Consider the following 26,237-nt stretch of genomic DNA (forward strand, 5'->3'; position numbering starts at 1 on the left):
ACTTTATTTCTACAGGAAATTGACCTTTGTCACGCTCGCCTCCGGCGACGCTGAGTTCGCCGGAGGCGAACAAATATAAGTCACTCTCCGGGAGGGGGAGCGACTGGCGGCCCTCCGCCCTTTTTAGTCAGCCTCTGGCAACACGCTGTTTAAGCAGTAATACCGTTCTCTGAGGCCGCAACCGGCTTCTTGCGTTCACCGATCTGCTGGCGCCACATGGCGTAGTACAGACCCTTCTCTTCCAGAAGGCTCTCGTGTGTGCCCGTTTCTACCACATCACCACGCTCCAGCACATAAATGCGGTCTGCATGCATGATTGTACTCAGCCTGTGTGCGATCAGGATCGTGATCTGACTGCCTTTGGATGAAACATCCTTGATGGTATTGGTGATCTCGTCTTCGGTCAGGCTATCCAGTGAGGAAGTGGCTTCATCGAAGATCAGGAGATGGGGATTACGGAGCAATGCACGGGCAATGGACAATCGCTGTTTCTCTCCACCGGACAATTTCAATCCACCTTCCCCGATCATGGTGTCCAATCCTTTTTCTGCTCTTTCAAGCAGACGTGTTACAGCTGCTTTCTTCAGGGCATTGAGCAGGTCTTCATCCGATGCTGATGGATTTACAAAGAGCAGGTTCTCGCGGATGGTGCCGGAAAACAACTGCGTGTCCTGCGTTACAAACCCGATCTGGTTACGCAGGTCTTCAAAATCTATATTGTTCTCGTCGATGCCATTGTAAAGGATCCGTCCTTCCTGTGGGCGATACAGTCCCACCAGCATCTTCATCAGGGTAGACTTACCGGAACCCGATGGTCCTACAAATGCGATGGTCTCACCGGTCCTTGCAGTAAAGCTGATATTTTCAATGGCGCGGGTTTGCGCGCTCTGGTGTTTGAAAGCCACCTGCTGGAATTCGAGCGTCTGGATATTACCCAGGTGTTTGGGATTGGCAGGTTGCGATTCTGGTTTCTTGTTCATCAGGTCCCTGAAATTATTCAGCGATGCTTCCGCCACACGGTAGGAGAGCAGGATGCTGCCGATATCCTGTAAGGGACCAAAGATGAAGAAGGAATAGATCTGCATGGTCACCAGTTGTCCGCCTGTTATGCCATGCTGATGGTACACCAGGTACATCAGGATGAAAAGGATCACCTGTCGAAGCGTATTCACGAGGGTGCCTTGCACAAAGCTGATACTTCTTACTTTTTTCACTTTCGTGAGCTCAAGGCCGAGGATCTTGTAGGTATTCTTGTTCAGTCTTTCCACTTCCTGGTTGGTGAGGCCGAGGCTTTTCACCAGTTCGATATTTCTTAGCGACTCCGTGGTGGAGCCCGCCAGGCTGGTAGTTTGACTGACGATCGTTTTCTGGATAGCCTTGATCTTCTTACTCAATAAATTGGTGATGGTTGTCAGTAAGAAGATGCCGGCCAGGTACACAATGGGAACGGTCCAGTGGATGTTGATGGCAGCATACACCATTACGATCACAATGCCCACCAATACGCCAAACAGGATATTGATGAAATTGGTGATGAACCTTTCCGTATCGGTCCTCACGTTCTGCAATACACTAAGCGTTTCCCCGCTGCGCTGGTCTTCAAACTCCTGGTAGGGAAGTTTCATGGCATGCTTCAATCCATCGGTAAAGACCTTTGCACCGAATTTCTGGATCACCACATTGAGGAAATAGTCCTGGATATTCTTGGCGATGCGGCTGATCATGGCAATAGTGATGCTGGCCAGTAATAGCCAGAGCACACCATTATATGCCTGTGTGAAGAATTGGTTCCAGGTATAGTTGCCCGTGTTTTTATGATAATCGTTGGTAAGGTCAACCAGTTTTCCAAAGATGATCGGGTCCATTAATGCAAAACCTGAGTTGATGGCTGCCAGAACAAGGGTTAAGGCCACCAGCCATTTATATGGTTTGAGGTAGGTAAAAAGAATTTTCATATTCTGTCAAAGCTTGGGGAAATTTTTGAGTATAACTTCAGGATGTATCAACAATTCTACAATATTGTACAAATATATCATGGATAATATGAATGTCCGAACAATACGCTACATCATAACAAGCAAGGGGCAGTCTTGTTTAGCCAAAGTTTTATGAATCTTTTCGGACGATGGTCAATGTGTAATCAATACTTATTGAGAACCAGCTATTTTGGAGGCATTAAAATGGTATTAACAGAATTTGGGCACGTATGTTGCTTTTATACACACAATCCTGGGCAAAGAGGATGTTAAAAGCTAAGCAGTTTAAAAATAAATACCGGCAAGCAACGTTTAGATTGCGCGCTTTGTCACACGAAGAGTGAGTTTCCAGGTTGGAAAACATTGTTTTAAATATATCTTAGAACTGTTTAGTCTTATGGTTATAAATAAAATTTGTTTACTTTGCTGCCTCAAGGCGTAAGTAGGAAATTTTTTGAATGACCCTCTGATTTGAGGAAAAGCCTTAATTACGATGATGATAACGTCCTTTTCGCCGGTCCATTCCTTTGAAAGAAAAACCGGATTTAATAGTAATACTGTCGCCTTCAGGACTTACGTAGAAGAAAAGCGTAACTACCTTATTGTGAAAAGGGTATTTGATATTGTGCTTTCCCTGCTGGTGATTGTTGGAATTCTTAGCTGGCTGATCCCCATTATTGCAATATTGATCAGGCTGGACTCTCCCGGGCCCGTATTTTTTGTACAGCGCAGGGTTGGTCGTTTCGGAAGAAGCTTCCGCTGTTTGAAATTCCGCACTATGGTTGTGAATGAATATGCCAACACGCGTCAGGCTTCTGAAGATGATATTCGCATTACCAGGGTAGGTAATTTTCTCCGGATCTCTAATCTTGATGAATTTCCCCAGTTCCTTAATGTGTTCTTAGGACAGATGAGTGTGGTTGGCCCAAGGCCGCATATGCATGCCGATTGTAATGTTTTTTCATCCGTGATCACTCATTACAAATTCAGGAACATGATGAAACCTGGTATTACCGGTCTGGCACAAGTGAAAGGGTTCAGAGGACCTACAAAGAATTTCGAGAGCATCTTCCATCGTTATCAGTTCGATGCCTTTTATATCCGTAATGCCAATTTTTGGTTAGACATGCGTATTGTGCGTAAGACGGCGGCTCAGACTGCCAGTACTTTCTGGCATAAGTTCTCCGGTAAAGATGCTTCTCAACCAGCGCTGCCCGCGCCCAAATCAAACTGGGCCGCTACTGTTCAGGTAAAAAACCTGAATTAGTAAAGGCTCCTATCTGTTTTCAATCTTCTTTATGCGATCCATATTTCTGACAGATCCGGAAGGACTGCAAATCCCCGTCAAAGAAAAGGGATTGTATGCCCTGTTTGCCGGATTCATGATCAGTTTCTTTTTACCTGGCATGCCTGTGGTAAACAATATATTATTCGGGCTGCTCTTCGTTTATAGTTTCCTGTTCAATTCTATGGCCGAGAAAGGTGCGTTGCTACGTCGCCGGTTTGCCATCATTGGGATGCTCCTGTTTTTCCTTTTGCAGATTTTAAGTATTGTGTATTCTGATAATAAATCTGAAGCAATAGAAATGTTGGTGATGCGATTACCAATACTCATGTTTCCAATTGCATTAGGAACAATCAGCATTGGGAGTCTTTTAAGGAAAAGAATAATGGTCCTATGGGTCATGGTGATCTTGCTGGCATCCATCGTTAGTACCATTGTTGGGATTATGAATGTTGCCAAAACCGGTGAAACCTCCTGGCTTTACAATGATTCGTTAACGGGACCTGCTCTTGCATGGCAATCGTCATATTTTGCCATGCTGCTTACTGTTACTTTTTTTATGCTCGCCTATCTGATAAATACCGGGGCGTGGCCAGTACGTCGGACTGGCACTTATATTATCTGTATTTTCCTGTTGATCTTTCATTTTTTACTGGCAAGCAGGGCCTCTATTCTGTTATTGTATTCTTCTATCCTTCTCTATGCTATTTATATCATAGTCCTCCGCAAAAAAATCAAATTGGGTTTATTGGTCATTGGAGGCTTAGTAATGGGAGGAGTATTGCTTGTAAGTGTATTCCCAAAAACGATCAATCGATTTAGAGAGCTGGGATATCGTCACTATGAATATTCAAATAAGGGTGCAGAAAGCCATTACAATATGGAAGTAAAGGAAGGTCAATGGAACGGAGCAAATATCAGGTTGGCCGTATGGCAATGCGGTTGGGAACTGGTTCAGCTTAATCCTATACTGGGCACGGGACTTGGTGATAAAATGGACGACCTACTGGAAGTGTATAAAAGAAATGGATTTGTAATGGGAGTTGAAACAAGGCGAAACTTGCATAATACTTATTTGGACGTGCTGGTGTCTACTGGTTTTGTTGGCTTGCTGCTATTCCTGCTATCCTGGGTATTCCTGCCATTGACCTACTGTTTTAAGAACAGGGATTGGGTAGGAGCCTGCATTATTGGTGCTATTGCATTCGGCTGTATCACTGAAACTTATATTGACCGCAGTCAGGGTAATTATATGTTTAGTTTCCTGATCACTTTCATAATTAGTACGCGCAAACAGGATCAATGATTGTCTGAAATATACATGTCTATGGCTGTTTGCGTATCTCCATAGAATTCAAGAGTACCATTTTTCATGAATGCGCAGCGGTTGCAGTACTGTTTGATCACATCCATCGAATGGCTTACAAGGATAACGGTTTTTCCTGCGATCCAACTACTTTCGAAAACTTTTACTGCTTTTTCCTGGAACCTCATATCGCCCACAGCGAAGATCTCATCCAGGAACATAATATCCGCACCAGCATTCACTGCTATGGAGAAACCAAGTCTGGCAACCATTCCGGATGAAAAGAATCGGATCTTTGTATCAACAAATTCCCGCAGTTCTGCAAAGTCGATGATCTTATCGAAGATCTTATCGATCTCCTTAATTGTAAGCCCGAGTACCGATGCTGATACGTAAACATTTTCGCGAGCTGTCAATTGGTGGCTCATTCCTACTCCCAGGTTCATCAGTAAGGTAGTGCCGTTGATATTGATCTCTCCGGTATCTATAGGGTAAACACCTGCGAGCAACCTGATCAGTGTTGATTTTCCACAGCCGTTCCTTCCCAGGATACCGATGCACTCTCCTTTGTAAATATCGAAGTTCATCGGTTTGATCGCCTCCACGCGTTTGGCCCGCATTGGCGTGAAGAGATTGAATAATCTGTGCTTAACCGTATTGTGACTATCTTCCGTTATGCGGAATGTCTTACTAATATTCCTGGCTTCTATTGCGAGTTCTTTGTTCAGCATAATTATAATTTTTCGGCTGCCTTAACACCCAGTTTATTCAATAATGAAAGACCTATCAAAAGCAATAGGAGCGCGTATCCAAAATCAACCAGCAGCAACTTGAAGTCCGGGGTCTGCCCTTCCATCATCACTCTTCTTGCATTGATTATGATACCGGCAATAGGGTTCGCAAATTCTAAAGCAGGCAAAGATGTTTTGAAGGTGGTCAGCTTATAAAAAATGGGGGAAAGAAAGAAAAGGAAGGTGGTGAACGCAACCCAGATTTGAGAAATGTCCTTGGCAACAATGTAAATATTGGAAAGTATCAGGGAAACGCCTAACGACAAAATGAAAAGATTTATGAACAGGAATAGCATCCACAGATTGGATAGTGAAAACGCCAGGGTCTGCAATTCAATCAGGTTGTAAAACAGCAGGAACATTACGAAATTGAAAAGGAAGCCGATGGAATTAGCCATCAAAGTAGAGAGGTAGATCTCAAACTTATTCATGTTGCTATATTCATACAGGTATTTTTTCGTGTATAGAAGTTGTATAGTACCTGTAGTACATTCCATAAAAAAGTTCCAGATGATCAAACCTATGAAAAGATAAGATGCGAAATTGGGTACATCTGTTTTCAGGATAGTTTTGAAAGCAATGTAATACACCGCCATATCCATCATCGGTTTGAAAAGCGCCCATAAGAGACCGAGCCTGTTCTCGTAATATCTTAGTTTGAACTCAATCTTCGCCAGTAACCAGATCCTTTCAATTTTATTTTTGCTTTTGGCCCAGTCTTTTATGAGTTTTTGAAACATGCTATTCTATTAGTCTTTTTACTTTTAAAGCGAACTTTTTTAAATAATAGTTTTTGGCAACAATTTTCCTGAGCCTTCTATTTATGAAACTTCTCGTAACTGCCGGCACAGATCCATTCCAGGGTTCAAGGGTCGGATTATCTATATTCACTCCTGAACCATTTGTGTTCAGGATATTCATTATATCAGCCGTATATTTCGAATAGAAGTCATTGTGTTTATTAGTAATGTATGAATGTAGAAAATATGTTTGAGTCTTTGAAATACTCCTAAACAAAGAATCCTTTCTTACCCTGTAATTAAACAAAGCCTCCGGTAATGACGCTCCAGTTAAGCCTTTTGCAGTCATATGCACAATACATTCCCAATCTTCCATACCCTGAAATGACATATTGGGATCATTACCAGCCTGCAGATAAGAGGCTTTTTTGAATACCAATGCGCTGCTATTCATTGTATTATGAATAAGAAAGTAAGGTGGCTCAGGCATAAATGACGCCCAATATCCTGTATTACCTTCAAAATATTTAAACCAGCAACCTACAAAGTGTACATTATCATAATGCTTTAATACTCTCAGGGCCTTTTCATAATAGGTCTCGTCAATAGTATCGTCTGCATCCAGAAAGGCCAGGTACTCTCCATTGGCAAAGCCTGCACCGTAATTTCTGGCAGCCGCCAGGCCCCCGTTGGGCTTGTGCACCACCTGAACCTTCGGATAATTCTTTTTCAACAGTTCCAGCGCTTCAATACTTTCAGGATTGGTTGACCCGTCATCGATTACCAGTATCTCCAGATTTTTGTAAGTCGACTGCAGAATTGAATCTACTGTTTCAATTACAAGATTGCCAAGATTGTAATAAGGTATAACAACAGAGACGAGCTCCTTCTTGCTTCCATTTATACTCAGGCTTTCCGGCTGTACAGTAAGGGGAATAGGCCTGATATAAGGAAAGGTTCTGGAATTTGCAGGGAGCTGGTTCCTGTATTTTTCAATTACCCGCATTTTTTGCGTGTAAATGGTTGCGAAATTATAACCATTTACGATCTTTTCATAGGCTTTTTTGCCTATAGCTACAATTTCTTCATTTGTCAAGGAAATGATGTGCTGAAGCTTATTGTAGAAGGTCTGTGGGCTATTATGGTCAAACAAAAAGCCGTCTATACCATCTTCAATCACTTCAATATGGCCCCCCTGGCTAGACGCCAGTACCAATTTCCCTTCCTGCATAGTTTCCAATACAGTATAAGGAAGATTGTCTACCAGACTTGGAATGATCACAACATGAGCCTTTTCAAGATACTTCTTGATCTCAGGAGATCTTAACTTGCCAGTTAATATGAGTAAACCTTTTTCTATGTATTTCCTGTACTTCTTATATATATACTCTCTTGCCGGCATGTCTTCTGCATGCAAAATAAAATCTGTTTCACCTATGATGGTAAGGGGATGTGGAAATCCCTGATCCCACAAGGTTTTGAAGTACTCTATCAACTGGAACCCGCCTTTCATATAAACCATCTTACCGAAAAACACGATCTTATTCCTCTCGAAGTGAGGACGGGGCGGTTGAGAGCTTGTGTGAATTGGATTTGGAACAACAATTACTTCTTTATCGTTGATCCGGAAATCCTCGGCCAGCCTGTCTACAAGGTACTGACTGGGAGAGATCAGTATGTCACTGGCGAGAATGGAAAACTTTTCCATCTCTCCGGTCCAGAAAGTGGGCAATTTATAAATGGCTTCCCTGTTCACACGCTGGTAAAGATAGGAAGTGGAATGTAGCGTTGTAAGTATACACAGATCGCGGAAATGTTCATATTGGAGCGTTTTGAAAAGCTGCAGGTAATAACCGATACCCTGATAGTCCTGAACTTCTACTATATCCGGCTTTGGCTCCTTCTGCAAATATTCTCCGATTGTATAAGCAAACTCATAGCTTAGGTACGCCTGTCTGCCAAGAACAGAAACTTTATCGGTCCTGTTGGTTGCAAAGCGGATCAGTTTGATATTATCAGAGTTGCTGATAACATCTTCAATAAGTGTTGAGTCAGGAACAAAAACAGTAACATTGTGCCCCTTTTCCGATAACATCCTTGCTGTAAAAAAACAATAAGTGCTGATGCCTCCTCCAAAGAATGGTGGGTACTCGGTAGTTAAGATCCAATACTTCATGGATTAAGTTTTTCAGGTTTTCTTGAACATTCTAGTGAAATAGATTTCTCATGAGAATAGAATTAATTCTCAGATGCAGCAGAATTTTCAATTGATAGGTGCAGATTACAGCTTTATGATTTTCTGCAGGGGCTGAAAGCAGAGCATAAGAGCGAAATAGCAACAATTGAACAAGTAAATTAAGAGGTTCAGTCTCTCAAAAAGCTTGGATAAGGTATTGTTTACTTCATATTGGTCTTTCATAATTTCGGATTACTCATTTTATCTCATCATTAATATGAAAAGTATTTTCTTCTTTCTGCATGCTTGATATATTTTATTTCAGAAGCGCTGCATCAGTATGGAAAATCTTGGCAAAATTTATACCCGAATGCCAGGCATATAGCTTACTGTATCAATTCTCTCTTCTGCGGTTAAACATTAAGGAAACTTTAGTGACATGAAATGTCACTACAATGCAGATCACAATTATGCAATAAGTGTACAGCTACAGGATTAGATTAAAATTCGATGAAAATTTGGGTTGTAAATAAATTGAAACAAACAATCTGTTGGTAGTACTTGTTCCGGGTCAGGAAGGATGCGAACTATCGCCGTTCATATCGTGAACGTATAAACGAAAATTACTTCCCGAGCAATTTTTTTAATTTTAACGCATACTTTTTCAAGTAGTAATTCCTGGAGATGATCCTTTTCAATTTGGCAACTATTCTTGAGGAGAAGCTACCAAAAGCTTCACGGGTTGGATTGTCAAGATTGATCCCTGAACCATTTGAGTTTAGAATATTTACGATGTCTGCAGTGTATTTTGAATAGAAGGCAGCATGTTTATTGACTATATATGAATGAAGAAAAAAAGATTGCACTTTGGATATTTGTCTAAACATTGAATTCTTCCTAACCCTATAATTGAAAAGGGGCTCCGGGAGAGAGGCGCCGGTAAGTCCTTTGGAAGTCATATTCACAATACATTCCCAATCCTCCAAGCCCTGAAAAGACATTTCTGTATCATTACCGGCCTGAAGGAAGGAGGCTTTCCTGAAAATAAGTGCACTGCTGTTCATCGTATTATGGATCAGGAAAAATGGAGGTTCGGGCATGTTAGATACCCAGTATCCTTTGTTGCCTTCAAAATATTTACACCAACAACCAACAAAGTGTACATTTTCATATTGCTCCAAAACCCTTACAGCTTTTTCATAATAGCTTGGGTGGATAGTATCATCTGCGTCTAGAATTGCAAGATATTCACCAGAAGCATGAGCCGCCCCATAATTTCTTGTATGTCCAAGTCCTCCATTGGGTTTATGTAATACACGCACCGTTGGATAAGCCTTTTTCAGGTTATCCAAAGTTGCAATACTTACAGGATCGGTGGAGCCATCATCAACTACGAGTATTTCAAGCTTCTCATATGTTGACTGCAATACTGATTCAATTGTTTCTTCCACCAGCTTGCCAAGATTGTAATAAGGAATTACAACGGAAACCAACCCTCTTTTATCATTATTCAATGCCAGCGATTCAGTAGGCGCCGTGAGTGGAATTGGTCTGATATAAGGAAAGATATCAGACGCAACAGCAGGCTGGCTTTTGTAATTTTCGATAACCTGCATTTTTTGTGCATAGATGGTTTCAAAATTGTAGCCATTAATGATCTTACTGTGTGCATTCCTGCCTATCGTATAAATCTCTTCATCAGATAAAGAGAGTACTTTTTCTAATTGTTCAAAGAAAGTTGAAGGTTGGTTATGATCGAACAAAAATCCGTCCACTCCATTCTCAATTACTTCCACATGACCACCCTGTTTGGAGGCAAGGACCAGCTTTCCCTCCAGCATTGTTTCAAGCACTGTGTATGGTAGATTATCCACTAAGCTTGGAATAACCACTACATGTGCTTTTTCAAGGTACTTCCTGATTTCCTGTGATTTCAATTTGCCGGTGAGTACAAGCAGTCCACTTTCAACAAATTTGCCATACTTTTTATTGATGAAATCTCTCGCTAACATATCCTCAGTGTGCAGGGCGAAGTCTGCATCACCAATAATGGTCAGAGGGTGGGCAAATCCCTGATTCCACAACTTTTTGAAATATTCTATCAATTGGAACCCTCCCTTCGTATATACCATTTTGCCGAAAAAAACGATATTGTTCCTTTCAAAACTTGTATCCTTCAGGGGAGAAGTTGACAGGATGGGATTGGGTATCACAATAACTTCCCTGTCGTTAATGCGGAAATCTTCAGCCAGCCTGTCTACCAGGTATTGGCTGGGGGAGATCAGTATATCGCTGGCGAGGATGGCAAACTTTTCCATTTCACCCACCCAGAAAGTTGGAAATTTGTAGATCGCTTCCCTGTTAACTCTTTGGTATAATAATGCAGTTGAATGTAATGTAGTTAGGGTGCAAAGGTCCCGGAAATTTTCGTAACCCAGCTTTTTGAAAAGGTGCAAATAATAACCGAGGCCCTGGTAGTCCTGCACTTCAACTATGTCAGGCTTTGCTTCATTGTTAAGATATTCCCGTATCGTAATTGCCAGCTCATAACTTACCAGCGCATTGTAACCAAGATTTGAGTCCATGCCAGACTTGTTAATAGCAAACCGTACCAGTCTGATATGGTCAGATTCACTGATAACATCAGCAGAAAGAGTATTGTCTGGCACAAATACTGTTACAGAATGCCCTTTTTCTGACAACATTTTCGCAGTGAAGAAACAATAGGTACTAATGCCGCCTCCATAAAACGGAGGATATTCTGTTGTTAAAAGCCAATATTTCACAATCTTGATATATTCTGCAAATGTATGGTTTGTGGGGCATTGCATCAAGCCTGTACTAAGCAGGGCAACGATGCAGGGGACTGGCAAACATGTAAAAAATGCCTATTTTAGGAGCTTTAAATGCTATCTGCGCAATTTCAAATCCAATTCATTCAACAATTCATGAAATTCTTACTGCGTGCTGCAATCTACCTGACCGCATCCGCTTTCTGTGTTATTGCAGCGAAAAGCCGTTTTGGGGGCTCAGTTTGGTTGGCGCTATTGATTGGAGTAGCTACCTTTTCCTTCCTGTGGTATGCATACAAGGATTTCCAGTTTTCACAACTTAAGGTAAATAGTCGCAAGACAGGAAAGGCAATCGTGTTTTCTACAATAGTTTTTGCTGCCGCCTGGAATTGTTTTGCTCCGAAACCTGCTACAGGGAAGGCATATGCGAAAGTAACATTATCAGGACTTGCTGAAAAATCGCCTATTTCCCAGGCTAGCGAAGTTTGGGTGCTGGAAATTATCAATAAGGATTCAGGTTATGATCTGAGTAAAATTAAAACAGAAGGTACAGAATGGGAAATGAAAGATGGGAAACTTCTGTTCAACCGGAGTAAATCTGCTTCAATAGATATTCTCATAGAGGACCCTGTAGCGCCATCTATCCGGTTCCTCGCTCATTCCTGGTCGGGGAAGGTTCGAATACAGGAAGGGAAGAAAGATACTATTCTCGATCTGGGGGCTGCTTCAGAATCCTATATCAATTATCCAGTCACAGACCCGGCTGCATTCTATCAGGATCTTCCAAGGCCTGTTTACCATTTAATGATCTTTGTAGGGGCTTTGCTCACTATGATATTGATCACAATGGGGGTTCTATGGCTTCCGCGGGAGCCCATGATTGTTGCAGGAGTAATGATCTGGAGTGGATTGGTATTGTTCCTGCTTAGTGATCAACTTACACTCACCAGGGATGAAAAATGGGTACTGCCAATACTAACTGTTCTTATTGGTGTTTGGGCCGGGAAGGGATTGGATAAAGGAGTGATCAGTTCGTATTCAAGGAAACAGCAACTGGGATTATAGCTGGTGGCTGCTTATGCTGCATTTGCCTCAGCAGGCAGCACTTTATTTCTATCCGCGCCCGATGCTACAGTAACTGTGCAAATACTGGCTAATTATTTTCTGACTGCTCTTTGGTGGTGGGTGGCGATAATAGCCTTCCTGTATGCAACTGATCGTTTGCGTGATCTTGTACTCAGACATGGGAACAAGCATACAAGTGAGGATGTAAAAAAATCCGGCATATGGTGGAAATTCTTCTTAATACCTTTCCTTGTGTGGAGCATCTGGCTTCTTATGTTTTATCCCGGGATACTTTCTGATGATTCGCATGTACAATGGGCAATTGCTACAGGCAAATCTCAATGGAATGACTGGCATCCGGTATTGCATACATTATTCAACAAATTGGCCCTGCTTATTTGGGAAAGTCCGGCAAGTGCAGTACTGCTTCAGATTGTTTTAATGTCGGTGATCATTTCCAGGGTTGGATGTTTTTTTTACAGAAAAGGAGTTGGTAAGAGAGCATTATACATATTGATTACCGGATTTTCGCTATCTGCCAATAACGGTATTTTGATGATCACACTTTGGAAAGACGTTCCATTTGCAGCTGCTGTGCTCTGGCTTAATTTTGTGATCATAAGGATCCTTTGTAACGATTATCAAAGCAGATCAAAATTGATTACTGATCTGGCCATTTCACTTTTTCTTACCACATTGTTTAGGCATAATGGGATCATCATCTTCGCTTTTGTTTGTGCAGGGGTGTTGTGGTTTTCCTGGAAGCAAAGGAGCAAAACTGTATTTGCGGGACTGGTTCTCTCCGTTTTACTTATTTTTTCCTTTAAGCTGTTATTGGTGAACAGTGGTCACGTGATCCCTAACCCTCCATCCATTAAACTTGTTCCGCCAGTTAAAGGAATTGCTTCGGTAATAAAATATAATGGAAAACTTCCTGCATCCGCTACGTTCATGGAAACTGTTCTCCCTTATGATGAATGGATAAACAAATATGATCCATATTCGCCAGACCTCTTCATGTTCAAAACAAATGGGGTGATGCTGAATAATCTGGATAAGGTGTCAGCGAATACTGTGATCGGAACTTATCTGCAGTGTTTTAAAGACAACCCGCGATTGATCATCTGGGACAAACTTTTGGGCGCAGACATCGCATGGAGTGTGCCACAACCCGATCATGGTACCTTTCGATATCTGACCAATATTACACCGAATGAAAACAGTTTGGAGTCCCACCCATGGGAGCCCGGTGCTAAAATTGCCAAAGCCTGGCTGAAAATAACCGAGAAAGCAGGGATCACTGTTTTCTGGCGAATCGGTCTCATCAATATCCTGTTGCTCGTACTGGCAATTTATATGAGTGGAAGAAACATAAAATACTCCTGGATCATGTTCCTGCCATGGCTGGCAGGAGTTCTTTCCCTCGTCATCGCTTCTTTGGAGCAGGATTTCAGATTCGTCTACTTTGTATTTGTATCGTTCTGGTTCCAGTGGTTCTTTATCATGACCACTAAAAAGAAAGAAAGCGATGCGAAGGAATAATCAATTACATGATCACTTTTTCCGGGCATAGAGTTCCCGATAGCTTTTTCTCATATTATCTATATTGAAAGCTTCATAGCAATAATCACCGGAATGCTTTCCCATTGCGGCGAGCATCTCCCGGTTATTATTGTATTCCAGGATTCTCTCCACCGCCTCTGCTGCTGTATTGAAAAGATGTCCATTCATGCCATGATCGATCATATCCCGGTTGCCAACACGATCAGAAAGCAGAACCGGTTTCCTGAGCGATAAGGCTTCCAGCACTGCAAAGGGCAGTCCTTCAAAACGTGCGGTGGACATATATACATCACCGGTAGCCACTTTGCTTTTTGCTTCTTCGGGAGTGAGCCATCCTGTAATATGAAAATTATTTGCCGTGATCATGTCGGCATCAGGGCCATATCCGATCCAGATGAATTCTATATCTGTATGGGATTCCAGCTCTTTGGCAATTGAGTTGAAGAGGGCAGGATCTTTCTGATCCAGTATTCTGCCACTGGTTACGATACGCAGTTTCCTTTTCCTACTTACCAGCGCTTGTTGTGATGCTTCGTCATTGGTAAACTCCGCGCTTACGTTTACTCCATTGTTGATCTGTATTGCTTTGATACCTGCTTCCTGGTATGCATGCAGCTCTGAACCGGAGCAGCAAACCACTGTTCCGTTGAACAAGGAACCAAACCATTCCAGTTTTTTATAAGCGAAATTAGAGAAGGCCGATTGTCCAACCAGGAAGGGAGCTCCATTCGGCGTATAGATCACATTACGGATCCCCAGCAGCTGACAGACCATCCGGCCAATGAAACCGCTTTTGGAAGAATGCATATGCACGGCATCGATCAGCTGCTGTTTTTTCAGCCGCTTCAGAATTTTGTACAGCTCGATGAATGCTTTCAGGTCCCTGATGGGATGGATGCTTCTTTGTGCAGATCTCCAGTGGATGTATTTTACCCGGGGCGATCTCAATTGCTTTTTTGCATCGGCCAGCTTTACCACATGCGCCCGCTCTCCATGTACAATAATATGGTTATCCCCGGAAGGATCTTCAACAAGGGATTTCAGAAAAGCGACAATCCCGCCCGCAAATGGTTCAACAACATGCACAATGTTCATAAAGAAAATGTCTCCTGTGAGGATAAACAGGGTGCAAATATACGAAAGCGGGAATGGCTTTTGGCGATGGACCCTGTTATTGTGTTATTGCCTGAAACTCAGGAGTAGAGCCCTTTTTTGATAGGCAGTAAAATTCTTTGCGGCACCAACATCAGCAAACCGAGTTTGATGGTGCCCATCATCGTTAGCCACCAGCTGTTCCCATACTTCCTGATAACCCGCATCCTGCTTTTATACTGCGCCTGCCTGTTAGAAATGGAAATGCCTTTTTCATTGATCTCGCAGGTGACCATGAATTCAGGGATCACTGCGCCGGCGCCATGTTTCAGCAATTCATAAAAGATCCCATAGTCTTCAGCGTGAGGGAAATCATAAGGATAATATACAGGGGATGAACTATTGAAGCGCCACATCACAGTTGGATGAATGAATACATTCTTGAAATACATCTTCCTTTGTATCTCTTTATCGGCTACTGGTGTCCGATACTTGTAGTTTTCTCCGGTGGTGAAATTTTTGAAATAGCACCAACTGCCCAGCAATTGTACCTCAGGGTTGGACTGGAGAAAACTGACCTGCTTCTCAAACCGGTCAGGGGTACAGAGATCGCCACAGTCCAATCTGGCGATAAACCCATCAGCTGCCTGGCTGTAAATGGCTTCCAGTCCGGTGTTGAGCGCAAGGGTGATGCCTCCGTTCGTTGGCTGCCGGATCACCTGCACCTGCAGTTCCGGAGATAGTTTTTCCAGCAGCAGTTTATCTGATACAGGCTCCCTGCTGCCATCATCCACAACCACCACTTTATACCGGTGCATGGAATACTGCACTGATTGAAGCGACCGTATCAGTCCTTCTGTATTATTGTAGCAGGGTATCAGTAAAAAGAAATCCGGCATTGCTGAATGATGTGGTGCGAAGGTACAATAAACGGAACTATGCCAACTGAACAATGACTGAACTACCGAATGACATGGTGATTAATTTGAAATTGAATAACCTGAAACTCTTTGTGGGTAACACTTTTCGTAGTTTTTATTTGTTTTTTCATAAATTTTATTTCCTGTTTATGCAGTGCAATAAAAACTCTCTAATTTGGTTTTCGTTCTTCACATGAGTGTCTCTTTGCTATTAACATCCCTGTACTACACCTGATTATATTTTCCGGCCCATATTGGCTGCATCTGTATAGGTCGGCGTTTTTTTTATTTAATACCTAAACATTTATCTATGAAAAAGATCTTATTATCCCTAATGGCAGCGGTATGCATACTGCTGTTGGGCTACGGTCAGTCCAACGGCGTTGCAATCAACAAAACAGGCGCATTCCCCGGAGAGTTCGTCCAGGGCGACAGCAACCAGTAAGCGCGTGCGGAAGGGAGCGTAACATCACCTTCATTCCCCCCAATTCTCCCTGTCCAGACTCCTGTATTGAATGGCTTCTGCCAGATGCACGGAACTGATCAATTCACTGCCTGCCAGGTCTGCAATGGTCCTGCTTACTTTCAGTATCCTGTCGTAAGCCCTTGCTGATAGTTTCAGTTTTTCCATCGCCGATCTCAATAATTGTTTTCCCTCACTGTCTACCGTGCAAATCTGCCGGAATATTTTTTTATTCATTTGTGCATTGCAATAAACGCCTGGCATCAGCCGGTATCTCCCGGCCTGTAAGGTCCTTGCCCTGATCACGCGTTCCCGGATCTGAGCGGATGATTCCACGTCTTCTTCATTTTCCAGTTGACTGAAAGGAACAGGTGTTACCTCCACGTGCAGATCGATGCGGTCAAGCAACGGCGCAGAGATCTTGCTGAGGTAATGCCGTACGGCGCTGGGATGGCAACTGCATTGTTTCTGGGGATGATTATAGTAGCCGCATGGGCAGGGGTTCATCGCAGCCAATAACATGAAGCTGGCGGGAAAATCAACAGACATTCTTGCGCGGGAGATGGTGAGCTTTCTTTCTTCCATCGGTTGCCGCATAACTTCGAGGGCTGTTCTTCTGAACTCGGGGAATTCATCCATGAACAACACGCCGTTGTGTGATAAGGATATTTCGCCTGGTTGCGGAATGCTGCCGCCTCCCACCAGGCTCATATCGCTTGCTGTATGATGCGGTGCGCGGAATGGACGTGCAGTGATCAATGTAGCATCGGATAAGAGTTTACCAGCCACTGAATAGATCTTGGTGGTTTCCAGGGCTTCTTCCAAAGTAAGTGGAGGCAGGATGGTGGGCAGACGGGAGGCGAGCATAGTCTTGCCGGCGCCTGGTGGACCAATGAGAATGGCATTGTGTCCGCCAGCCGCGGCGATCTCCAGTGCGCGTTTGATATTCTGCTGGCCTTTCACATCCAGGAAATCACCTTCCGCTTCCGAGTAGTTGGAGCTAAAGGCGGCGGTAATATCAACTGTTGTTGGCGTAATGATCTTCTCTCCCTTGAAATGATCGATGACCTCATTGATATGGCCTACGCCGTATACATTCAGGCCTTCCACAACGCCTGCTTCGCGGGCATTCTGTTGTGGCACGAAAAGATCGGTGAAACCATGATTCTTCGCATTGATGGCAATGGGGAGGGCGCCCTTGATGGGACGAATAACACCATCAAGCTGCAATTCACCTTTCAAAACAACACGGAGCAATGATTCGGGATTGGGTATTTGTTCCGTGGCGGCAAGGATACCGATGGCGATTGCCAGGTCGAAGGCTGTACCGGTTTTCCGGATAGCGGCAGGTGCGAGGTTCACCACCAGCTTCCGGCGCGGCATATAGTAGCCATTGGTCTTGAGTGCACTCTCCACGCGCTGGAAACTTTCTTTCACGGCGCTGTCCGGAAGTCCCACCAGGTAGTATTCCCGTCCTGCCATTTCATTCACTTCCACTTCAATGGTAATGGCGTCTACGCCCGATACCGCGCTGCCGAATGTTTTTACAAGCATGCTGCAAGGTAAGAGGCGGCGAAACAATTTTCGTTTCGTATATCTATTCAGGTTAGATTATCGCTGAAGGGTTTGTTTTACAACAACAGAGGATAGTTTAGAAAGCGGAGAGCCCAGTCGCTCGCCTTCCGGCGAGTGAGTTTTGTTTAGTCGCCTCTGGCGACGCGGTGTTCGCCGGAGGCGAACAAATATAAGTCACTCGCCGGAGGCGAGCGACTGCCAGCTCTCTGTCCTTTTAGTCACCCCCAAATACAGATCACTCGCCGGGATGATGCTACCGGGCTCCCCGAAAATATAAACAGCAGTTGGCTATTTCTCTTCTTTCGCTGTTCCCTCGAACAATAAATGCACACCGGGGTCTATCACAAAATGGGAAGGTTGTGCTTTTACGGGAAAACTGAAGTTTGTTTCGCCTTCTTTCACACGTAGCGTGATCACAGTTGGATTTGATCCTCCGGCTTCGATCCACGAAAGGTCCAGCGGAAAATCAAAAGGCGTGGCTTGCAATTGATGTATGGTGCCGGAGATCAGGTTGCTGGCCGCATCGTATTTCCAACGGACATCCAGTTTGGGCTGGCCGGGCGTGTAAAGCCATTGTTTGAAGAATTTATTCAAGTCCCTGCGCGAAGCTTTTTCCATTATTCGTTGCAGGTCTTCCGTTACGGCATTCCTGCCGGCGAAAGCTGCGTAGTAATTGCGGATGCCGCGGAGAAAGGCGCTGTCGCCGATCTCCGTACGAAGCATATGCAAGATCCATCCCCCTTTTTGATAGGAGTTGGCATTGAGCAACTGGAGATAATCGGTAACGGTAGTATCCACCACCGGCTCATTGTATTTCCGGCTGAAAGTGATGACGGTCTTGCGGTCCTTCGCGCGCATTTCTGCTGCTGTGTCCTGCCCATGTGTTCTCTCGAAATACCAGATGGTCATATACGTTGCAAATCCTTCGCTGAGCCAGATATGGCTCCAATCGGCTTCCGTGGCCATATTGCCAAACCATTGATGGGCAATCTCATGAGCAATCAGGCCTTCACATTTCCGTGTGCCGGTGACGGATTTTTCAGCATAAAAAATTGCGCTGGCGTTTTCCATACCGCCGAACATGGTAGTTGATTGTACGTTGGCTAATTTCTTGTAAGCGTAAGGACCCACCAGGTTGATGAAGTAAGAAAGGATATCTTTCGCCATCGCATAATCGTAGAAGCCTTTTTCCTTATTCTCGGGGTAGATCCAGCTATACACGGGAACACAGCCTACTTCACCTGCATATTGTACTGCGAAATCCGCCGCACCAATCACCATGATCTTTGTAGGTAGCGGCACAGTTTCCTTATAATGGGTCAGCTTCTTTTTGTCGGGAAGGGAGGATTCTTCCAGTTGCATGCCGTTGGCTACCACCTGGTAGTGATCGGGGGCTGTGATGATGAATTCCACGCCAGCCTTATCTGCCGGGTGATCATTACAGGGGATCCAGTTGCGGGCCCGGTTGGGCCAGTTATCACTGAAGAAGCCACGATGGCCATATAAATTCCTGCTGATGATCAGTCCATCGGCGGGAATGCCTTCATAGCTGATCACAACAGACCGGGATTCATCTTTCTTTGCCGGAGCATCCAGTGTAATGATGAGTGTATCACGTAAATGAGTAAACGATAATGGCTTGTTATTCTCCGTAACCCTGGTCACCTTCATGCCTTTCCCTTTACTATTGGCGCTGATAAGGTCAAGCTGTAACAGGTTTCCTGCCTGCAGGAACCGGACATCCACTGTTGCCTTACCGGTGATCTGATCATTGAGATCGTTCAGTTCCAGTTCGAAGATATAATTGTTCACGTCGATCACGGATCCCGGGCGTTGCGCCATGGCCGGGTACAGGATAAGCGAAGCCAGCAGCAGTGTGATGCCTTTTTTCATTGAATAAGTATTTAATACCAGCTAGAGTTTCTCCAGCAATTCCACCACCTTCTCCCTTTTGAGGATCAGGTAACCAAGACGATCATTGCTGATGCCATCTTTCAGCTGGTAACTGAAATGCAATTGGTCGCCATTCACAGTTGTTTCGAAATATTTGAATGAAATGTTAGGATATGCTTTGAGCTCATCGCCGATCTCGTACAGGTGAGTACTGAGAATGAACAATGAGTTTTTGATCTTGATCAGTCCCTTGATCACGGTGCTGGAGCATTTCATAGCGTCCTGCACATTGGTGCCTTTGAACAGTTCGTCTATCAGCACCAGCCATTTCCTGCCATCATTGATCTTGATGATGGTATCGCGGATGCGCTGTACTTCGTTGAAGAAATAGCTTTCTCCTTTCACGATATTATCCACCACATTGATATTGCTGAGCAGTCCGTCGAAAAGCGATAAGGTCATGGAAGCCGCCGGCACTCCCATGCCCAGGTGTGCGAGAAAAACAGAGGAGCCGACGGCTTTGATGAAAGTGCTTTTGCCGGCCATATTGGCGCCGGTGAGGAATACAAAATTGCTGTCTTTACTCATCTGTACATCGTAGCTCACAGGTGTAGGCAGCAGGATATGGTACAATTGTTTCGCATCGATCATTGGCAGCGGCGAATCGGAGAAGGAAGGGAAGCTTAGATTGAAATGCTTCATGGCGCGTGCCATGGAATACCAGGCATCGAACCTTCCATAAATGCTGATCAGTTCAAAAGCGGCTGATTTGAATTCATCTTTCAGGTAGCGGCCATAATAGATCACTTCGGTGGCGCTGAGTTTCTTTCCCTGCTCTCTTTGTGCCAGCTCAACCAGGATGGGCCTGTTGATCAGTTGTCTTGCCCTGTGCAGGTAGCTGCGCACCAGCAGTGGGGCTTCTTCATTGAACAGATTGATCAGTGCATCGATACCCCGCGCGAAGTCCGCGAAATGGGAAATGGAATATCGGACCAGTGAATAGTCCGCCACATGAAAGAGGCGGTAACCAAGTGCATTCACGGGGCCTGCGGCTGGAATAGCATCAACATGACTATCATAGAACTTTTCTATCACCATCAGTGTGCCATTGGAAATGGTTTTCGGCCATGTGTCCAGGTTAGCAAGGATCACACGGAGTGTCTGCTGTGTCTGGACGATCTGTTGCAGATCACTGAAGGGATTGGAAAAATACTTCAGCAGCCATTCCCTTCCCTCCACGGTTTGAGAGAAGTTGAGGCGGTGGAAGATGGAGAATTCCTCTTCATGCTGAATGATGGATAGGTCGTTAAATGTGGTGTTGTCTATTTGCATAGCCGCGATTAGGTAATATAAGAGTTAGCGGGCAAACAAAAGCCGCTGTCCTCTCTGTGATTCATCCCATTGCCCGTTTCCATACACGAGGTGACCATTAACGAAAGTATGTGTGATGGCCGCGGGTGCGGTGAATCCTTCCAGCGGGCTCCAGCCGCATTTGTACAGTATGTTTTCTTTGCTCACGGTTGTGCTTTGGTTCAGATCAACCAGTACAAGGTCTGCATGATAGCCTTCGCGGATAAAGCCGCGGTTGGCCACCTGGTAACATCTTGCCACTGCATGGCTCATTTTCTCCACCACTTTCTCGATACTGATCTTTCCCTGCTTTACATAGTGCAGCATCAACAGCAGCGAATGTTGTACCAGGGGAAGTCCGGCATGTGCTTTTTCATAAGGTTCTTCTTTTTCTGCCCAGGTGTGAGGAGCATGATCTGTGGCAATTACATCCAGCCTGTCGTCCAGCAATGCATTCCACAATGCTTCGCGGTTATGGGGCGCTTTGATGGCGGGATTGCATTTGATAAGGTTGCCTTTGGCTGCATAATCATCGCTGGTGAAGTGGAGGTGATGAACACATACTTCGGCAGTGATACGTTTGTCTTCCAGCGGCAACATATTAGTGAACAGTTGCAGTTCACGTTCTGTGCTGATATGCAGGATATGCAGGCGGGTATTGTATTTCTTGGCGATCTGGATGGCTGAGAAGCTGGATTCGAAGCAGGCGTTCTCATCGCGGATGATGGGGTGGTCCGCAGGTTCGAGTATTCCTTTTTCTTTTTTAAGTCTTTCAAAATTGGCTTTGATGATCTTCTCATCTTCACAATGCGTGGCGATGAGCACTTCGCTTTCGCGGAAGATCTTGTCGATGGTAAGATAATTATCTACCAGCAATCCTCCGGTGGAAGAGCCCATGAAGATCTTGATTCCGGCAATCTCGTTCTTATGATCGTTGGTGCGCAGGGCCTCATCGGCATTGTCGTTGGATGTGCCCATATAAAAGGAGTAGTTGGCCAGGGACGATTGTGAAGCGACCTGGTATTTGTTTTCCAGTAATTCCTGGGTAAACACAGGAGGTATGGTATTCGGCATTTCCATAAAGGAGGTAACGCCTCCTGCCACAGCGGCTTTGGCTTCAGTATAAATGGTGGCTTTGTGGGTGAGGCCGGGCTCACGGAAATGCACCTGATCATCGATAGCGCCGGGCAGCAGGTGCTTGCCGGTTCCATCGATCTCTATAACGGGTACAGATGGTTGAATACTGCCTGCAATTTTTTCTATCCTGCCTTTGGAGATCAGCACATCTTTGGCCTCCAATTTGCCTTCATTCACTACTATTACGTTCTTAATCAGGTAATTTTGCATAACTTGAATTTCAATAGCCAATTAATAAACAATCCAACATGCAATTTATTGTAAAAACCGTTCTCGGCCTTTCAATTGCAATTTTTCCCCTCATTTCCCGGTCTCAAAGTACATACCTGCCGCAGAGTAATAAACACCAGCCTTTTCTGGACCGGCTGGAGATCATGCTTCAGCGTAACCTGGAGCTGAACGTGGAAACTGCAAAATCGCTGAACAGGCGCACTGCCGTTAAGGCGAGTGAGTATGCGGATTCTTTGGGTAAGGCAGGCGCATTGCAGTTATCGAAGGTAGATCAGTACAATCTCCGGAGCGTACTGATGAACAACAGTGAATGGGTGCAGGGAGACAAGTCGGGCTTCGAAAGCCGCAAAAGCTTGTGGAATACATTCTATAAAACTAAGGCCAATCTTTTTGAGGTGGACGAAAAGGATTTCTACCTGGCAGTGAATCCCGTATTCCAGGGACAGTTATCCGAAGAAACCGACTACAATGGCAAGCGCCAGTTCCTGAATACGAAGGGCGTTACTTTTCGCGGACTGATCGCAAACAGGCTGGGCTTCTCCGCTTACCTGGTAGATAACCAGGAGCGTGGCCCATTGTTCATGCAGGAGCGGATCGCGCAGTACAATGCCGTTCCGGGCGTTGGGTTTTACAAACGTTTCCAGGAAACCGGTGTTGATTATTTCGATGCGCGGGGATCTATCAATTTCTCAGCTGTAAAAAATTATCTCGACTTCCAGTTCGGTTATGACAAGATGTTTGTTGGAAATGGCTACCGCAGTCTTTTCCTGAGCGATTTTGGTAACAGTTATCTTTTCCTGAAGATCAGTACCCGCATCTGGAAGTTCAATTATACCAATGTATGGATGGAACTTACACCGCAGACCATCCGCATCAACCAGGGCAACAAGTTGCTTGATAAGAAATATGCTGCTATCAGGCACCTCAGCCTGCAGGCCACACAATGGTTGAATGTTGGATTGTTTGAAGCGGTGACCTTTGGAAGAAAGAACCATTTCGATTTCACCTATCTCAATCCCGTGATCTTCCTGCGTGTGAGCGAGCAGCAGAACGGCAGTGCTGACAATGCGATTGTAGGCTTTGATTTCAAAGCCAATGTGGCGAAGAAATTACAGTTTTATGGACAAGTGATGATAGATGAATTTGTGCAGAAAGAGCTCAGGGCCGGCAATGGCTGGTGGGGCAACAAATTTGGATTGCAGTTGGGCGGTAAATATATCAATGCTTTCAAAATTAATAACCTCGACTTACAGGGCGAAGTGAACCTGGTCCGTCCATTCTCGTATTCACACTATGATTCCGTAGCCAACTACACACATTACAATCAACCGATGGCGCATCCGCTGGGAGCCAATTTCGTGGAGGCGATCGGGATAGTTAGGTACCAGCCGATCCCGAAATTGACCACGTCTGCACGACTGATACTCTGGAAGCAGGGCGTGGATACGGCCAACAGCAATGTGGGATCGGATATTTTCAAGATGTATACAACCCGTAGCAGCGATTATGGATACAAGTTACCCGCAGGCCCCAGGGCTACAGGTGTGAATGCACAACTTTTAGTGTCGTACGAACTGAAAGAAAACCTTTTTGTGGATGGTTCCGTACTGGTAAGGAGATTAAGCTCCGATGTAATAACAGAGCGGAACTCCAGTTATTTTACCCTGGGATTGCGGTTAAATATGAACAGGAGAGAATACGACTATTGAGTTTGTTCAATAGATGGACTGAACCTTTTTTTTAATTTTTTGGAACCGGAGTTAGCATTGGAGGCCAATGGGCCGGATGTTTAATTCCGGTTTTTTGCGTCTCGTAACTGGAAAAAAAGGGCTAACACGACAGGTCCTATGGTTATTCTCTACCGGAAATGCGTATTTGCAGAAAATTAGTGCCTGGAAGTATAGTGTTGATAATAAGCTATTTGTGAGGGATTTTGCTCAGGTATGGGCAAAAAAAAGTGCCGCTTTTCGGCGGCACTTCACTAATCAAATACCATTAACCATTAAACCTTATCCTATGATGTAAAATTAATGATTTTTTATTCGCAACATAATATTTGTGACAAAAGTTTTATACACTTTGTATACATTTTTATACGCTGTGTGGTTAATATACCTTTTTCAAGGATGAACAGGATCAATCCGGCGGCTAACGATTGTTTGGGGATTAGGGTTGAGCTGAAAAACAGCTGCGTAAATGGTACCATTCGTGGCCGATTAACTGTTCCTGGAAGAACGCGATGGGTTGATACAACTCATACCGGCACTGGAAAGCGGTTTACCATCACTGATAGTTGCCAGGCCGTTTTTGCAAAGTCTTCCAAGCTGAAGACTGGCTCTCTCTGAAGAGCGGAGTTTTGTTTCTTTGGGGTTATATCAACGGTAAATTATCCCTCAAAAATAAGCGAGAAAATGATCATCCTGGACTGCAATTTGTCGATGGTGCCGGAGTATTTCAGGTTGGCATCCCTGGAGTGCACATTCATCAGGCCATTGCTGATCTTGATCTCCGGGGAGAGTATGAAAACCGGGAAATAGAAATTGAAACCGATGCCTGCTTCAACGCCGAGATCATATTTTTTCAATTTGATCAGGTCTTCGGCGCGGCGGGCTGTGGAGTTGGAAGTAAGATCGTATTCGAACTTGCCACCAGCGAACATGTATACACGGAAATTATCGATACGGTCTGATCGGAATTTCAGGTGAACAGGAAATCCGAGCAGGATGGATTCCACTTTTTTGGTCATCACCTTTTGCTCTTCCTTAATGGGGTCGGGGGTTTTGAGGTGATAGGTGAGGTTCTTGTAAGAGAAGAGGAGCTGGGGGAAAATGGCCCTGATCTCGAAGCGATGATTGAGACGAAGGGTATGGATACCTGCCAGCCCGAAACCACCGGCATTCTCCGGGTCAACAACCTGCACACTGTCCTGCCCCAGGAAACTGGGATGATGGCTCAGGTTGAACCGGCTGGTATTGTACATGAGTGCAATACCGAGATAATATTTCTTATCGTCGTGATTGGGGAGATACAACTCACGTTGAGCAACGCTTCTCAGGGAAGCGATCAACAGAATTGAAACGGATGCCAGGCGTATCAGCCGGCTTTTTTGCTGCCGCAGTAAATTGTGCATATACCTAAACTCAACCTTTTTAAGCTGGTGTCAGAAAATCCGGCTTGTTGTAAAATGTGTAGAAATGTTTCGCCTTCGGGGAATGCTTTTACTGAGTTGTTTAAATATTGATACGCGTCTTTATTTTTCGATAGCCATTGTCCCGCTTTGGGGGCAACAACATTCAAATATAAGTTATATAATCCTTTGAATGCAACCTGTTTGGGTTTGGAGAATTCCAGGATCATGGCTTTTCCGCCTGGCTTCAGTACGCGGTACATTTCTGCCAGGCCTTTATCGAGATCCTCGAAATTCCGCACGCCAAAGGCCACTGTAATGGCATCAAACGTGTTGTCCGGAAAATTTATTGCCTCGGAATCGCCTTTACGGAGCTCGATCCGGTCATTTAACCCGAGTTTAGCAACCTTGGTCCTTCCCACGGCCAGCATTTGCTCTGAAATATCTATGCCAATGATCTTATCCGGCTGTAAAATTTTCCGGGTCATTATAGCCACATCGGCTGTTCCTGTAGCTACATCCAGCACCAGCTTCGGATTGATGCTTTTCAGTTCACGGATACCTTTCTTTCTCCAGCCTTTGTCGATCCCGATACTCAGGAAACGGTTAAGCAGGTCGTACCGGCCTGCGATCTGATCGAACATTGCTTCCACCTGCTGTTTCTTTCCCGCCCCGGATTGGTCATAGGGGACTATCGTATCGTGCGTAAACTTTGCCATGAGGCAGCGAAGATACAGGAAGTTTCGGGATCAGTT

General features: G+C 44.5%; 19 protein-coding genes. 6 read left to right on the top strand and 13 right to left on the bottom strand.

The features are described 5' to 3' along the window. Window positions 1–149: 149 nt before the first annotated feature. Entirely contained in the window at window positions 150–1,955 is a 1,806-nt protein-coding gene (locus D9Y29_RS18525; RefSeq protein WP_127130983.1) for an ABC transporter ATP-binding protein, read from the bottom strand. A 625-nt stretch (window positions 1,956–2,580) separates the two neighbouring features. On the opposite strand from D9Y29_RS18525, the gene D9Y29_RS18530 reads away from it, so the two are divergent. After that, on the top strand, window positions 2,581–3,243 hold the full coding sequence (locus D9Y29_RS18530) for a sugar transferase (protein ID WP_164735473.1): 663 nt from the start codon (window positions 2,581–2,583) through the stop codon (window positions 3,241–3,243). Between the two features lie 31 nt (window positions 3,244–3,274). Next, window positions 3,275–4,567 carry an O-antigen ligase family protein gene (locus D9Y29_RS18535; protein ID WP_127130987.1) on the top strand — a complete coding sequence of 431 codons (1,293 nt, stop codon included), beginning with the start codon at window positions 3,275–3,277 and terminating at the stop codon, window positions 4,565–4,567. On the opposite strand, the gene D9Y29_RS18540 is transcribed toward D9Y29_RS18535, so the two are convergent. The 4 genes from D9Y29_RS18540 to D9Y29_RS18555 all read right to left on the bottom strand — a co-directional run bounded on the left by D9Y29_RS18540 (window position 4,561) and on the right by D9Y29_RS18555 (window position 11,105). After that, window positions 4,561–5,298 (bottom strand): ABC transporter ATP-binding protein, encoded by a 738-nt coding sequence (locus tag D9Y29_RS18540; protein ID WP_127130989.1) that lies wholly within the window; start codon window positions 5,296–5,298, stop codon window positions 4,561–4,563. The genes D9Y29_RS18535 and D9Y29_RS18540 overlap by 7 nt on opposite strands. A 2-nt stretch (window positions 5,299–5,300) precedes the next feature. Further along, the gene (locus D9Y29_RS18545) at window positions 5,301–6,098 is read right to left on the bottom strand and encodes an ABC transporter permease (protein WP_127130991.1); all 798 of its coding nucleotides are present in this window, start codon (window positions 6,096–6,098) and stop codon (window positions 5,301–5,303) included. Window position 6,099: 1 nt separating this feature from the next. After that, window positions 6,100–8,274, bottom strand: a complete 2,175-nt coding sequence (locus tag D9Y29_RS18550; protein WP_127130993.1) for a glycosyltransferase — start codon at window positions 8,272–8,274, stop codon at window positions 6,100–6,102. Between the two features lie 623 nt (window positions 8,275–8,897). Next, complete coding sequence (locus D9Y29_RS18555) at window positions 8,898–11,105, bottom strand: glycosyltransferase (RefSeq protein ID WP_127130995.1); 2,208 nt, start codon at window positions 11,103–11,105, stop codon at window positions 8,898–8,900. Window positions 11,106–11,222: 117 nt separating this feature from the next. Between D9Y29_RS18555 and D9Y29_RS18560 the strand changes: the two genes are divergently transcribed. Next, window positions 11,223–12,131: a hypothetical protein gene (locus D9Y29_RS18560; protein WP_127130997.1), complete on the top strand. Its 909-nt coding sequence runs from the start codon at window positions 11,223–11,225 to the stop codon at window positions 12,129–12,131. Window positions 12,132–12,404: 273 nt separating this feature from the next. Continuing rightward, window positions 12,405–13,673, top strand: coding sequence for a DUF6020 family protein (locus tag D9Y29_RS18565; protein ID WP_277601134.1), 1,269 nt, complete (start codon window positions 12,405–12,407; stop codon window positions 13,671–13,673). A gap of 12 nt (window positions 13,674–13,685) precedes the next feature. Here the strand turns inward: D9Y29_RS18565 and D9Y29_RS18570 are convergent, their stop codons facing one another. After that, window positions 13,686–14,789, bottom strand: a complete 1,104-nt coding sequence (locus D9Y29_RS18570) for a glycosyltransferase (RefSeq protein WP_127131001.1) — start codon at window positions 14,787–14,789, stop codon at window positions 13,686–13,688. A gap of 98 nt (window positions 14,790–14,887) precedes the next feature. Beyond that, a complete protein-coding gene (locus tag D9Y29_RS18575) occupies window positions 14,888–15,685 on the bottom strand; it encodes a glycosyltransferase (RefSeq protein ID WP_127131003.1) in 798 nt (265 codons plus the stop codon). A 331-nt stretch (window positions 15,686–16,016) separates the two neighbouring features. Between D9Y29_RS18575 and D9Y29_RS26930 the strand changes: the two genes are divergently transcribed. Next, the gene (locus tag D9Y29_RS26930) at window positions 16,017–16,151 is read left to right on the top strand and encodes a hypothetical protein (RefSeq protein WP_277601132.1); all 135 of its coding nucleotides are present in this window, start codon (window positions 16,017–16,019) and stop codon (window positions 16,149–16,151) included. Between the two features lie 30 nt (window positions 16,152–16,181). Here the strand turns inward: D9Y29_RS26930 and D9Y29_RS18580 are convergent, their stop codons facing one another. From D9Y29_RS18580 to D9Y29_RS18595, 4 genes are all read right to left on the bottom strand, one after another. After that, window positions 16,182–17,723: a YifB family Mg chelatase-like AAA ATPase gene (locus tag D9Y29_RS18580; RefSeq protein ID WP_127131005.1), complete on the bottom strand. Its 1,542-nt coding sequence runs from the start codon at window positions 17,721–17,723 to the stop codon at window positions 16,182–16,184. Between the two features lie 309 nt (window positions 17,724–18,032). Then, window positions 18,033–19,637, bottom strand: a complete 1,605-nt coding sequence (locus tag D9Y29_RS18585; RefSeq protein WP_127131008.1) for a M1 family metallopeptidase — start codon at window positions 19,635–19,637, stop codon at window positions 18,033–18,035. A gap of 21 nt (window positions 19,638–19,658) precedes the next feature. Further along, the gene (locus tag D9Y29_RS18590) at window positions 19,659–20,969 is read right to left on the bottom strand and encodes a MutS-related protein (protein ID WP_127131010.1); all 1,311 of its coding nucleotides are present in this window, start codon (window positions 20,967–20,969) and stop codon (window positions 19,659–19,661) included. A gap of 24 nt (window positions 20,970–20,993) precedes the next feature. Further along, window positions 20,994–22,334, bottom strand: coding sequence for a dihydroorotase (locus D9Y29_RS18595; protein ID WP_127131012.1), 1,341 nt, complete (start codon window positions 22,332–22,334; stop codon window positions 20,994–20,996). Window positions 22,335–22,372: 38 nt separating this feature from the next. Here D9Y29_RS18595 and D9Y29_RS18600 point away from each other — a divergent pair, with 38 nt between their 5' ends. Then, a complete protein-coding gene (locus D9Y29_RS18600; protein ID WP_127131014.1) occupies window positions 22,373–24,064 on the top strand; it encodes a hypothetical protein in 1,692 nt (563 codons plus the stop codon). Window positions 24,065–24,741: 677 nt separating this feature from the next. Here the strand turns inward: D9Y29_RS18600 and porT are convergent. Both porT and ubiE read right to left on the bottom strand, forming a co-directional pair. After that, entirely contained in the window at window positions 24,742–25,485 is a 744-nt protein-coding gene (gene porT / locus D9Y29_RS18605) for a type IX secretion/gliding motility protein PorT/SprT (protein WP_127131016.1), read from the bottom strand. After that, on the bottom strand, window positions 25,449–26,201 hold the full coding sequence (gene ubiE / locus D9Y29_RS18610; RefSeq protein ID WP_127131018.1) for a bifunctional demethylmenaquinone methyltransferase/2-methoxy-6-polyprenyl-1,4-benzoquinol methylase UbiE: 753 nt from the start codon (window positions 26,199–26,201) through the stop codon (window positions 25,449–25,451). The genes porT and ubiE overlap by 37 nt, the downstream gene beginning before the upstream one ends. Between the last annotated feature and the right edge of the window lie 36 nt (window positions 26,202–26,237).

Source organism: Pseudoflavitalea rhizosphaerae, from assembly GCF_003991355.1.
GTDB classification, from domain to species: Bacteria; Bacteroidota; Bacteroidia; order Chitinophagales; family Chitinophagaceae; genus Pseudobacter; species Pseudobacter rhizosphaerae.